Genomic DNA, 11,829 nt, shown 5'->3' with positions numbered 1-11,829 from the left:
TGTAGCATATATTTGCTAAGCATGTACATGATAAAAAACTTTTTAGTAATAAATATAATAAAAAACCGTAAAGCCATATGTGGCTCTACGCATAACAAAAGGACTGCGCTAAGACTGTAGCAGTCGGAAGCGCAGTCCTTGCTTATCTAAATTATAGCAAAGATTTTGTGAAAAAGTTGTGATTTTATAAGTGTATTAATATAGGCTTGTAATGATAAGGCTGTTGTAATTATATTATTGTTTTAGGCGAGCAGGGGTTGCGGCACTTCGAGTAAATTTACTCAAGTACGATTTACTAAAGTATACTTGAGTAATTTTAGAGGCGCGTATGAAAAAGTGTGCCTTAATTATATAGATGCCTGCCAGCTCAGCGATAATTTTACGCAAAAGAAAAGCATACAGACTATGCTTAGTGGTAGTCTGTATGCTTGATGATTTTATAGTTTTTAGAAGGTTCCCTGCACCAGCTGGGCAATGTTTTTGGAATGATCGGATACACGCTTCATATTAATCAGCAGCTCCATCATGACGAAGCCGGCAGTCGGATTGCAGATGTGCTCGTTAAGGCGCGTGATGTGATTCTTACGGATTTCCTTCTGGTATTGCTTAACCTCACGGCACAGACGTACAGCGTCTTCCGCAATAACCTTATCGTTTTTCTCCAGTGCTTCTAATGAACGTCCGGAGGCACGCAGTACCATTTCGCTGAGCTGCAGCAACTCGGCCTTAGCCTCATCGGAGAAAACTACATCCTCCTCAACAAGCTTGCGTGCGCGTTTAGCCAATGTTTCACCATGGTCACCGATACGTTCGATATCCGTGCAGGCGTGCAAAAGACCGGTGTGGCGTGTCGTCAGGCTTTCGCTCATTTCAGAGGAGCTCATCTGCGTCAGATAGTCGGTAATATCTCGTTCCAACGCATCGACAACAGGCTCGTGCTCCAGAACATATTTTACCTTGTTGGCATCAAAGCTTTGAATAGCCTCCATGCCTAGACGCACGTCCTTGCGTGCCAGCTCGCCCATACGCACAACCTCTTTGACAGCAAGGCTGATAGCGATAGAGGGAGTGTTCAGCATGTTTTTGTCAAGATAAACAGGGCGCATGGAGATGATTTCTGCCTTGCCCGGCACAATCTTTTCTACCAGCTTGATGAAAGGGTTGACAAAGGGCATAAAGAGCAATGTGTTCAAAATGTTGAACGCCGAGTGCGCATTCGCAATCTGACGCGCGATGTCGCCATCAGGCGATACGATTAACACGAACTTAATGAAGAACGGCATAAAGATTACGAAAATTATACTGCCGATGACGTTGAACATTACGTGAGCTGCAGCTACACGCTTAGCTGTAAGGTTAGCACGCAGCGAAGCGAGTACAGCAGTAATACAGGTACCGATGTTGTCGCCGAGCAGTACAGGAATCGCGCCTTCCAGCGGAATAAGGCCCTGACCGGCCATGGCGATAAGAATACCGATGGTAGCACTGCTGGACTGAATCAGTACAGTCATAATCATACCGATACCGATGCCCAGCAGAGGATTGCTGGAGAAAACCTCGATGAAATGTACAAAGCCAGGATAGTTACGCAGAGGCATAACCGCCTTGCCCATCATATCCATGCCCAGCATCAAAATACCGAAGCCCAGCATAACCTGACCAAGATATTTTGTGCGGCTTTTTCTCGCCAGCAGCTGCATCAAAAAGCCGATGAAGATTAAAATCGTGATATAATCGGAAAGCTTGAAGGCGATGAGCTGTGCCGTCATAGTAGTACCGATGTTGGCACCCATGATAATGCCGAAGCCCTGCTTCAGTGTGAGCAGGCCCGCATTTACCAGGCCTACGGTCATAACGGTGGTAGCACCGCTGGCCTGCAGCACTGCAGTAACAACTGCGCCCAACAGAATGCCCATGGCGAGCACACCGGTCATGGCCTCTAAAATCTTTTGCAGCTTGGCGCCGGCAGCCTTTTGCAGACCGTCACCCATCAGCTGCATACCATACATAAATAAGGCGATACCGCCTAAAAATGCCAAGAAATAAGCAAGCATAAAAAATAAGTCCCCTTTTTTAATTTGTATGCATCCATGATTGCTGTAAAAACAGCATATACCTATACTTATTATACTCGAAATTTTATGATGTTAAAAGTGCGTAAGGAACTTTACATAAATTTTACATTAATCAAAATGCTTTCAAAATAAAAAAATACACCGCACATTTCGGACAGTGCGGTGTATTTAAGGAGAGGTGTATGATGAAAAGATATGTTTAGGAGAGTTGCTTTATAAGAGTCATGGCTTCATCTACCGAAAGCGTGCTGCCGACAGCAACTAACTTTTCGTCGATGACTAAAGCGGGGAAGGCCATAACTCCATAGGCTACTACCTTTTGGAATTCGGAAACTTTTTCAAACTCAGCCTTAACCTTGAGCTTCTTTAAAGCAATAGCAGTATTCTGCAGTAGCAGCTCTGCCTGCTTAGTCATGGGGCCAAGAATTTTAACGTGCATTGAAATCACCTTTCTTTGCTTGCCTTGTTCAATAGGTTCCTTTCATCCTCGAGTATTATTGTAACAAACATATATGACAAAGGTAGGTGTAATCTGTGAATTAATTTAGAAACCTTTATCTGATTACTTTAAAATTACTTTTAAGAAGGATTTCAGACGTTCGTTTTTAGGGTTAACAAAAATTTCTTCCGGACGGCCCTGCTCCTGCACATGACCGTCAGCCATGAAAACAACCTTGGTAGCAACCTCACGGGCAAAGCCCATTTCATGTGTTACGACTACCATGGTCATTTTTTCGTCTGCCAGCTCGCGCATGGTACGCAAAACCTCACCGGTCAGCTCCGGGTCCAGAGAAGAGGTAGGCTCGTCAAAGAGCATGATGGCAGGCTTCATTGCCAGAGCGCGGGCGATAGCTACACGCTGCTGCTGGCCGCCGCTGAGCTTACGCGGATAAACATCGCGCTTGTCGGAAAGTCCGACCTTCGCCAGCAAAACCTCTGCTTCCTTGATTACTTCTGCTTTATCGCGCTTTTGTACGTTGACAGGTGCTTCAATAAGATTTTCCAGAACAGTCATATGCGGAAAAAGGTTGAACTGCTGGAATACCATGCCCATTTTGCAGGCGATGCGGCGCACGTCATTATTCTTGACATATTCCGTACCACTGGAGGTTTCACGGCACAGCTCTTCGCCGTCGATGGTGATGCTGCCTTTGTCGATTGTTTCCAGCTTGTTGAGGCAGCGCAGCAGGGTGCTCTTGCCACCACCGGAAGGGCCGATAACGGCAACAACTTCGCCCTCATTTACTTCCAGGTCAATGCCCTTGAGTACTTCCAAGTTATTGAATTTTTTCCAGATATTGGTTGCTTTGATTTTAGTTGTCATGGTGGTTACTCCTCCTATTGGTCATATCTGGAGAAGCGTTTTTCCAGACGTTCAAAAACAAGGGTTAAAATCAGAGTTGCCAGCAGGTAGAAGACAGCTGCAACGATGAAGGGGGTAATAGAAAAGTCGCGCTGTACCAGATTACGTGCGGTACGCATCAGATCGTTCATCGCCAGAACGTATACCAAGGAGGTATCCTTTACCAGAGTAATGGTTTCGTTGCTGATAGGCGGCAGGATAATGCGGATAACCTGCGGCAGAATAATGCGGCGCATGGTCTGCACGTAGTTCATGCCCAAAGTGTGCGCTGCTTCGTATTGGCCTGCAGGAATTGCCTGAATGCCGGCGCGGAAAATTTCACAGAAGTAGGCAGCGTAGTTTAATACAAAGGCTACGATGGCCGATTCAAAGTCCGGCAGGCGAATGCCTACGGACGGCAGTACGAAGTAAACGAAGAAAATCTGCAGCATCAGCGGGGAGCCACGCAGAATCCAAACGTAGCCGCCGATGAGGGCCTGTAGGGGTTTAATGCCGGAAACACGGCCAAGGCTGAGCAGAATGCCCAAAGGAATGCTCAGGACGATGGTAATAATAAAAACTTGAAATGATACCAGGCAACCATCGATCATCTGAGGAATGATATTTAAAACGTAATCCATAAACTATTTCTCTCCATATAATTATAATATGGGCTGCCGCTAAATGCGACAGCCCTCAAGTGATAACAAATTAATATTTTGTGATATCTGCGCCCATCCATTTTTCGGAAATCTTTTTGCAGGTACCGTCTTTTTTCATTTCGTCCATAGCTTTGTCGATGCGGTCTTTGAAGTCTTTATCATCCTTACGGAAGGCAACTGCTACAACCTCATCTCCCATGGTCTGTTCAAGAATTCTGTAGGCACCGGGTTTCTTTTTGTCATAATAGCCGCGAGCAAGAACTGCGTCTACGATAGCAGCATCAACACGTTTGTTGTCTATTTCCATGTAAATAGCTGCGAAGTCGGGATATTTGCGAACTTCCTTCATGGAAGCTGCCAGCTCTTTGTGTGCAGGCTGCTCGAGGAGGTAAGAGCCGGTGCTGTCATCCTGCACTGCTACGACTTTACCTTTTAAATCTGCAATAGTTTTAATCGGAGAATCCTTAGGAACAACAATCAGCTGGGAGTTGGTGATGTAAGGCTTGGACATGCCATAGACCTTTTCACGGTCCGGGTTAACGGTGAAGCAGTTCCAGATGGCATCAATGCGTTTGGATTTGAGCTCTGCTTCCTTTGCACCCCAGTCGATAGGTTTGAATTCTACTTCCATGCCGGCACGCTTGCAGGCTTCGCGTGCAAGATCGATATCCATGCCGACGATTTCATTCTTTTCATTGCGGTAACCCATAGGAGCGAAGTTATCGTCCAGGCCGATTACCATTTTTTTCGGGCCATCGCTGCCGCAACCGGCAACCATCATGAGCATCATCATCAGGCCCATTACTAAAGCAACTAATTTTTTCATTTTCCACACCTCATTTGTTAATTAGCATTTAACTATGTACCCATTATACTTTAGTATGCTAAATTTGTAAAGTGCTAAACGCAAAATTTTTTGGGAATTTACGGATGGGTAAGAAAAAGCCCTCGCAGGAAGGCTGCGAGGACTTCATGTTATACTTTGACAAATCAGAATGCCGGAGTAATGGAGCCTTTGAAGTGATCCTCAATGAATTTTTTATTTTCAGCAGAGGTATAAATCTTTTTCAGCTGTTCCATACGCGGATCCTTTTCGTTAGCCTTGGTGGTTACGAAGATGTTGACAAACGGGTTATCAGCGCGTTCAACCAGCAGGCTGTCTTTGGACGGATTCAGCTTGGCAACCAGTGCATAGTTGGCATTGATTACGGCAATATCAAGGTCACCCATTGCTTTAGGAATAGAAGCAGCGTCTAGCTCCTGAATCTTGTAGTTTTTCGGATTTTTGGTGATGCTTGCTACAGAGGTGGAAACATCGTTTTTATCCTTAACTTCGATGAAGCCTTTGTCAGCCAGAACCAGAAGTGCGCGTGCACCGTTGGACGGATCGTTAGGAATGCCGATGGTTGCGCCTGCCGGGATATCCTCAACCTTTTTGTATTTGGTGGAATAGATAGCCATCGGGAAGTTTACGGTTTTGAAAGCTTCAACCAGCTCGAATTTAGGCTCTTTTTTCAGAGTTGCTGCCAGATACGGAGCATGTTGCATAGAGTTGGCAAACAGCTCGCCCTGTGCCAGGGATACGTTCGGGGTTACATAGTCGGAGAATTCGACAACCTCAATTTTCAGGCCTTGTTTTTCAGCCAGCTTTTTAACGTTGTCCATGATTTCAGCGTGCGGACCTGCAGTTACGCCGATTTTAACAGGTGCGTTCGGGTCAGCCTTTTTGTCGGTTGCCTTGTTGTCACCACCGCAGCCTGCGGCGATGATGGTCAGTGCGCAAAGCGCAACGGTCAGTAAAAGTTTAGTAATCTTCTTCATAAGTTATTCCTCCCTAAAATAATGGTGGTCTGCTGTCAGACAGCAGCGGCTTTTTTCTTTATTACGTCGATGAAACTCGCTTCATCGTTGTAAACCCTCATTTGGCCTGTAGATTACAGTTTGTTTTTGTTAAGCTTTTTGGATGCGTAGTCGCCAAAGGACTGCATTGCCTGTACCATGACGATGAGTACGACAACGGTGGCAATCATAACGTCCATCTGGAAGCGCTGGTAGCCGTAGCGGATTGCCAGGTCACCAAGACCGCCGCCGCCTAAGGTGCCGGCCATTGCGGAATAGCCGATTAAGCTGATGATGGCAAGCGTTACGCCCAGTACGATGGAATGCATTGCTTCGGGAAGCAGTACCTTAGTGATAATCTGCATCGGGCTTGCACCCATAGCCTGTGCTGCTTCGATAATGCCGGGGTTGATTTCCAGCAAAGAAGATTCAATGATACGTGCAATGAACGGTGCTGCGGAAATAGTCAGCGGCACAATTGCTGCGGTAGTACCGATAGAAGAGCCGACAATCATACGTGTCAGCGGAATAATTGCTACCATCAATATAATGAAAGGAGTGGAACGCGTTGCGTTGACAATCGCGCCCAGAATAGTGTTAAGCGGTTGGTTCGGCAGAATGTGGTCCTTGCGGGTTACGGTAAGGATTACGCCTAGCGGAATGCCGATTAAAGTGGAAAGTGCGGTAGAAGCGAAAACCATGTAGCAGGTTTCCCAAAAGGATTTTATTAAAAGGTCAATCATATCAGGACTCATAGCCAATTACCTCCGTTTTCAGATGCTGCTGATGCAGATATTCCAAAGCATTTTTAATGCGCTCGCGGTTACCGGAAATCTCAATCAGCAATGTGCCGAAGAGGACATCCTTCAGCTGGTCGGTATTACCGGAAATAATGCTTACGTCAACATCAAAATGTTTTACCATGCCGGAAATAATAGGCTCGCTGGCACTGTCACCGATGAAGGAGATACGTACCAGCAGCTTGCTGCCTTCGGTATAGGTATCGCTTAATTTCATCTGCTTAACGATGTCAGGCAGCTCGGCGTTGATAACGCTCTTGGTAAATTCTTTGGTGGTGGGGTGCTGCGGATTGGTGAAAACATCAATCATCGGGCCTTCCTCAATGATATCGCCGCTTTCGATAACAGCAACGCGGTCACAGATGGTTTTTACAACCTCCATCTGGTGCGTAATCAGCACGATGGTCAGGTTCATCTTTTTGTTGATGTCCTGCAGCAGATGCAGAATAGATTTGGTAGTCTGCGGGTCGAGGGCGCTGGTTGCTTCGTCGCACAGCAGTACCTTAGGATTACTTGCCAGGGCGCGGGCAATGCCTACACGTTGCTTCTGGCCGCCGGATAACTGGCTGGGATAATAGTTGGCACGGCTTTCCAGCTGTACCAGCTCCAGCAGAGGGCGAACGCGCTTGTCGATTTCGCTCTTGCTCAGACCTTGGATTTCCAGCGGAAAAGCGATGTTATCATAAACAGTGCGACTTGCCAGCAGGTTGAAGTGCTGGAAAATCATGCCAATGCTTTGACGGGCTTTACGCAGTTGTGCTTCGCTCATGGCGGTCAGCTCCTGACCGTCAACAAATACCTGGCCTGCGGTCGGCTTTTCCAGCATGTTGATGCAGCGCACCAATGTGGATTTGCCGGCACCGGAAAGACCGATGATGCCGAAAATTTCGCCAGCCTTGATGCTCAGGCTTGTTTTGTGCAGAGCATGGATGTCGCCAGCTTTGCTGTAGTAGGTTTTTTCTACATTAACTAGTTCTATCATTCTTGTGTTCCTTTCTAATGCGACCGATAATTTCAACGGTCCTTATTTAAGTGTGAGAGATTATTTTCCAATAGAAGGCAGCGAATGCTCCTTGTAGATTGCATCCTCCGGTGTACATCAGCCATCAGCTAACTGACTGCTGCGTAAAAAAAATCCTTCACCGGCACGGCGAAGGATACGTTGCATCTGTAATCTTCATCTGCCGGAATTATCCGTTGGAATTGGCACCGTTCACTGATGTGTGGTTGCCGTAGCTTCATCGGGCCAGTCCCTCAGCTACTCTTGATGAAATCTCTGTTAAGTTTGAATGAAATAATCATACATCTATTTTAGGATATTGTCAACAGTTTTGCGTAAAATTTACTAAAAAACTGTAAAGCTGTAAAGCTGCGTCCAATGGATTTCAGGAATTGCTCAAATTATATCAAAATACTAGGTAATTGTAAAGCGAAATGCGAAATTTTTTACAAAACCTGCGGAAAAAAGATTTTTTGTAAATTTTTCTTGACTTTCACGAGATAAAGTATTAAAGTATTTTTACGAGTTAGTGAGTTAAAGTACAATCGTTATATGCACGTAACGCACAGGAGGAAACTAAAAAATGGCAGCAAATATTCATGATCATTTAACAGACCAGTTATTCAAAGCGATTCTCAGCTTAAAGGATGAGGAGCAATGCTATAAATTTTTTGAGGATATCTGTACTATCAGCGAGCTGAAGGCCATGGCACAGCGCCTGGAGGTGGCACGCATGCTGGATGATGGCTGTATCTACGAAACTATTGTAGAGAAAACCGGTGCCAGCACCGCAACCATTTCACGCGTTAAGCGTTGTCTTGTTTATGGCGCTGATGGTTATAATTCAGTCATGCAAGTTATAAAAGAGGGGAAGAAAGAAGATGACTAATAAGGTATACCAGGTTCCCTATGGAACCAAGGATATTCTGCCGGGAGAGATGAAGACACGCCGCGGAATTGAAAATGCAATTATCAACGTTTTTGACAAATGGGGCTATGATGAGGTAAAAACACCCGATTTTGAATATGTTGAGACCTTCGGCGCTGCCGGTTCCAAAGGTGACTTTCGTTTCTTTGACCGCAGCAATAATCTGCTGGCACTGCGCAATGATATGACGGCACCGATTGCCCGTCTGACAGCGACACGCTTGCAGGGCGGCGAAAAGATTAAACGTCTTTGCTATCTGGCAAATCTTTACCGTTATGAAGAAATTCAGGCGGGACGCCAATGTGAATTCGAACAGGCCGGTGTAGAAATGCTGGGGGCCAGCGGTGCTGCCGCTGATGCCGAGGTTATTGTTTTGGCAGCCGAAGCATTGCAGGCTGCAGGCTTGCAGAAGTTCGCTATCAGCCTGGGCCACGTTGATTTTATCAACGGCCTGGCGGAGGAAGCGGGCTTCGATAACGTGCAATTGCAACAGCTGAAGGATTGCCTGCGCTGTCATGATGCTGTGGGCATGCAGCAGATGGCAGATGCGATGGAAAATATCCGCCCGGAAATCAAGCAGCTTTTTGCCGATTTCCTCTTCCTGCAGGGCGGCATAGAGCTTTTGGACAAGGTTGCTGCAATAGTAACTAACGCTAAATGCCAAGGCGCGCTGAATGATTTGCACAAAATCTACAAGCTGGTGGAGGCTTACGGTGCTGCAGACTATTTAAGCTTTGACCTTGGTTTGTACCGTTCACTTGATTATTACACGGGTATGCTTTTTGAAGTGTATCTGCCGGAAATGGGTTATCCGGTGGCAGGCGGCGGCCGCTACGACAAAATGATGCAGCGCTTCGGCCTCGAGTGCCCGGCAACAGGCTTTGCCGTTGGCGTTGACCGCGTACTGCTGGCTTTGGAACGCAACGGCGTTGCTACTAATAACCGCACCTGGGACGTGCTGGTAGCCTGGAGCGAAGGCAAGCTGCCGGAGGCGATTGCCAAAGCGACAGCATTGCGCCGCGAAGGCCGCAGCGTGAAGCTGCTGACCGAGGCTGCGGACCTGCAGGGAGCAGCGCTCGCAGTAAAGGAATATGGCTGTAAATCGTTAGTATATGTAGAATAAGCTTAAAGAAAAAACATTATACTCATTAAGCTTACAGCTGGGAAATATAGAGGGGTATTTTTATGGACGAATACATTACTATAGCATTGCCGAAGGGCAAGCTGTTCGATAAGTCTGTACGCCTGCTGGCGAAGGTAGGCTACAGCGCCGAAAATGTTACCGAGGATTCGCGCAAGCTGGTTATCAGCAACGAGGAAACCAAGGTACGCTTCATTATTGCCAAGACTGTTGATGTGCCGACATATGTGGAATACGGTGCGGCGGATATCGGCATCATCGGCAAGGATGTGCTGTTGGAGCAGGATAAGGACGTAGTGGAGCTTCTGGATTTGGGCTTTGGCCGCTGCCGTTTAATGATGGCAGTGCCGGAGGCTAAGCGACGCGCCAAGCTGACGGATTACGCTCACCTGAGGGTAGCAACGAAGTATCCTAACTGCGCCAAGGCTTATTTCAATAAGCTGGGCATTCAGACGGAAATTGTGAAGCTCAACGGCTCAATTGAGCTGGGACCTATCGTAGGCCTGAGCGAAATGATTGTAGATATAGTAGAAACAGGGCGCACCCTGAAAGAAAATAAACTGGCGGAGGTTGATTCTATTTTTACCGCTACTGCCAGACTGATTGCTAACCGCGCCAGCTTCAAGCTGAAATTTGCCCGCTTACATAAACTGGTTGAGGATTTACGTATTGTTTTAAATGAGGAGGATAAATAAAATGCAGGTTACAGACGCAAGAAAGATGAGCGCAGCAGAGATTGCTGTTTTAATGAAGAAGAAAGCTTTTGACGAGGTGGAATTATCTCCGCGCATTCAGGCAGGCACGGATGCTATGTTCGGCAGACACATGACGGCGGCACAGGTTGTTGACCAGATTGTTGCTGATGTGCGCAAAAATGGTGACGAAAGCCTTTTTTACTATACTAAGCTGATTGACCGCGTAGAGCTGACGCCGGAAAATATCCGCGTAACCGAGGAAGAATTTGCGGAAGCGGAAGCTATCGTCAAACCGGAAGTAAAGGCTGCTTTGGAGCGTGCCATCGCCAATGTTATGAAGTTCCATGAAGAGCAGATGCCGAAAACCTGGCTTACGAACCGTCCTTACGGTTCACTGCTGGGACAAAAGGTTACCCCGGTTGATTCCGTCGGTATTTATGTTCCCGGAGGCACTGCTGCTTATCCTTCGTCTGTAATGATGAATGCCTGCCCGGCAAAGGTAGCAGGCGTTCCCCGCATTGTGATGGCCGTACCGCCCGGAAAGGACGGTAAGGTTAATCCGAACGTGCTGGTAACAGCAAAATTAATCGGTGTTACCGAAATTTATAAAATGGGCGGCGCACAGGCGATTGCTGCGCTGGCCTTTGGCACCGCAACCGTACCGAAGGTAGAAAAAATTACCGGCCCCGGCAATATCTTCGTAACTTTGGCTAAAAAAGCCGTTATCGGTCACGTTGATATTGATATGCTTGCCGGTCCGAGCGAAATTTTGATTGTAGCAGATGACAGCGCTAACCCGACTTATCTGGCAGCAGACCTTCTGAGCCAGGCAGAGCATGATCCGCTGGCCTGCGCTATCCTGATTACCGACAGCGAGCGTGTAGCTAACGCTGTGGGCGAGGAAATCGAAGTGCAGCTGGCACAGCTGCCGCGTAAGGAAATCGCCGGTACCTCGCTGCAGCAGGCAGGCAAGATTATCCTTGCCAAGGATATGCCTACCGTTATCGAAATGGCAAATCTGTCCGCACCGGAGCACTTGGAAATCATGACTAAGGCACCGTTTGAAATTATGCCGTATATCCGTAATGCCGGTGCTATGTTCCTGGGTGCTTATTCTCCGGAACCGCTGGGCGATTACTATGCAGGACCGAACCACGTTCTGCCGACAGGCGGTACGGCGAAGTTCTATTCCGTACTGAACGTAGAAACCTTTATGAAGAAAACAAGCATTATTGCCTACACTGCTCCGGCACTTATGGCCGCTGCTGACGATATTATCACCTTAGCCGAGGCAGAGGGCCTGCAGGCTCATGCCAACGCTATCCGTAAACGTGTGGGTAAATAAGG

Annotated in this window: 12 protein-coding genes and 1 riboswitch; of the genes, 4 read left to right on the top strand and 8 right to left on the bottom strand. The window is 47.1% G+C overall.

The genetic code is table 11. The annotated features are described in order from the left end of the window. Positions 1-446: 446 nt before the first annotated feature. The 8 genes from Q0612_RS06040 to Q0612_RS06005 all read right to left on the bottom strand — a co-directional run bounded on the left by Q0612_RS06040 (position 447) and on the right by Q0612_RS06005 (position 7,700). Entirely contained in the window at positions 447-2,054 is a 1,608-nt protein-coding gene (locus Q0612_RS06040) for a Na/Pi cotransporter family protein (protein WP_298882093.1), read from the bottom strand. A 220-nt stretch (positions 2,055-2,274) separates the two neighbouring features. Next, positions 2,275-2,514, bottom strand: a complete 240-nt coding sequence (locus Q0612_RS06035; protein ID WP_009146386.1) for a thioredoxin family protein — start codon at positions 2,512-2,514, stop codon at positions 2,275-2,277. 123 nt (positions 2,515-2,637) lie between these two features. After that, positions 2,638-3,399 (bottom strand): amino acid ABC transporter ATP-binding protein, encoded by a 762-nt coding sequence (locus Q0612_RS06030; RefSeq protein WP_298882085.1) that lies wholly within the window; start codon positions 3,397-3,399, stop codon positions 2,638-2,640. Positions 3,400-3,413: 14 nt separating this feature from the next. Continuing rightward, positions 3,414-4,058, bottom strand: a complete 645-nt coding sequence (locus Q0612_RS06025; protein WP_293692675.1) for an amino acid ABC transporter permease — start codon at positions 4,056-4,058, stop codon at positions 3,414-3,416. Between the two features lie 70 nt (positions 4,059-4,128). After that, on the bottom strand, positions 4,129-4,905 hold the full coding sequence (locus Q0612_RS06020) for an amino acid ABC transporter substrate-binding protein (protein ID WP_298882079.1): 777 nt from the start codon (positions 4,903-4,905) through the stop codon (positions 4,129-4,131). Between the two features lie 164 nt (positions 4,906-5,069). Then, the gene (locus tag Q0612_RS06015; protein ID WP_298882077.1) at positions 5,070-5,900 is read right to left on the bottom strand and encodes a MetQ/NlpA family ABC transporter substrate-binding protein; all 831 of its coding nucleotides are present in this window, start codon (positions 5,898-5,900) and stop codon (positions 5,070-5,072) included. A gap of 113 nt (positions 5,901-6,013) precedes the next feature. Continuing rightward, entirely contained in the window at positions 6,014-6,673 is a 660-nt protein-coding gene (locus Q0612_RS06010) for a methionine ABC transporter permease (RefSeq protein WP_298882072.1), read from the bottom strand. Continuing rightward, on the bottom strand, positions 6,663-7,700 hold the full coding sequence (locus Q0612_RS06005; RefSeq protein WP_009146392.1) for a methionine ABC transporter ATP-binding protein: 1,038 nt from the start codon (positions 7,698-7,700) through the stop codon (positions 6,663-6,665). The genes Q0612_RS06010 and Q0612_RS06005 overlap by 11 nt, the downstream gene beginning before the upstream one ends. A 192-nt stretch (positions 7,701-7,892) precedes the next feature. Next, positions 7,893-7,992, bottom strand: a riboswitch (SAM riboswitch). A 309-nt stretch (positions 7,993-8,301) separates the two neighbouring features. On the opposite strand from Q0612_RS06005, the gene Q0612_RS06000 reads away from it, so the two are divergent. The 4 genes from Q0612_RS06000 (at position 8,302) to hisD (ending at position 11,827) form a co-directional block, all read left to right on the top strand. After that, a complete protein-coding gene (locus Q0612_RS06000) occupies positions 8,302-8,607 on the top strand; it encodes a YerC/YecD family TrpR-related protein (protein WP_298882066.1) in 306 nt (101 codons plus the stop codon). Continuing rightward, positions 8,600-9,769 (top strand): ATP phosphoribosyltransferase regulatory subunit, encoded by a 1,170-nt coding sequence (gene hisZ, locus Q0612_RS05995; protein WP_298882063.1) that lies wholly within the window; start codon positions 8,600-8,602, stop codon positions 9,767-9,769. Before Q0612_RS06000 ends, hisZ begins: the two co-directional genes overlap by 8 nt. 62 nt (positions 9,770-9,831) lie before the next feature. Beyond that, positions 9,832-10,482 carry an ATP phosphoribosyltransferase gene (gene hisG / locus Q0612_RS05990; RefSeq protein WP_009146395.1) on the top strand — a complete coding sequence of 217 codons (651 nt, stop codon included), beginning with the start codon at positions 9,832-9,834 and terminating at the stop codon, positions 10,480-10,482. Between the two features lies 1 nt (position 10,483). After that, the gene (gene hisD / locus Q0612_RS05985; RefSeq protein ID WP_298882059.1) at positions 10,484-11,827 is read left to right on the top strand and encodes a histidinol dehydrogenase; all 1,344 of its coding nucleotides are present in this window, start codon (positions 10,484-10,486) and stop codon (positions 11,825-11,827) included. Positions 11,828-11,829 lie beyond the last annotated feature (2 nt).

It is taken from the genome of uncultured Phascolarctobacterium sp. (assembly GCF_937920985.1).
Taxonomy (GTDB): Bacteria; Bacillota; Negativicutes; order Acidaminococcales; family Acidaminococcaceae; genus Phascolarctobacterium_A.
The sequence above is the reverse complement of the archived record's forward strand: the minus strand, read 5'-3'. Positions and strand labels throughout refer to the sequence as shown.

Coding starts and splice junctions, on each gene's coding strand:
- Q0612_RS06040 (WP_298882093.1), bottom strand. CDS start 2,054: ATGCTTGCTTATTTCTTGGCATTTTTAGGCGGTATCGCCTTATTTATG.
- Q0612_RS06035 (WP_009146386.1), bottom strand. CDS start 2,514: ATGCACGTTAAAATTCTTGGCCCCATGACTAAGCAGGCAGAGCTGCTA.
- Q0612_RS06030 (WP_298882085.1), bottom strand. CDS start 3,399: ATGACAACTAAAATCAAAGCAACCAATATCTGGAAAAAATTCAATAAC.
- Q0612_RS06025 (WP_293692675.1), bottom strand. CDS start 4,058: ATGGATTACGTTTTAAATATCATTCCTCAGATGATCGATGGTTGCCTG.
- Q0612_RS06020 (WP_298882079.1), bottom strand. CDS start 4,905: ATGAAAAAATTAGTTGCTTTAGTAATGGGCCTGATGATGATGCTCATG.
- Q0612_RS06015 (WP_298882077.1), bottom strand. CDS start 5,900: ATGAAGAAGATTACTAAACTTTTACTGACCGTTGCGCTTTGCGCACTG.
- Q0612_RS06010 (WP_298882072.1), bottom strand. CDS start 6,673: ATGAGTCCTGATATGATTGACCTTTTAATAAAATCCTTTTGGGAAACC.
- Q0612_RS06005 (WP_009146392.1), bottom strand. CDS start 7,700: ATGATAGAACTAGTTAATGTAGAAAAAACCTACTACAGCAAAGCTGGC.
- Q0612_RS06000 (WP_298882066.1), top strand. CDS start 8,302: ATGGCAGCAAATATTCATGATCATTTAACAGACCAGTTATTCAAAGCG.
- hisZ (WP_298882063.1), top strand. CDS start 8,600: ATGACTAATAAGGTATACCAGGTTCCCTATGGAACCAAGGATATTCTG.
- hisG (WP_009146395.1), top strand. CDS start 9,832: ATGGACGAATACATTACTATAGCATTGCCGAAGGGCAAGCTGTTCGAT.
- hisD (WP_298882059.1), top strand. CDS start 10,484: ATGCAGGTTACAGACGCAAGAAAGATGAGCGCAGCAGAGATTGCTGTT.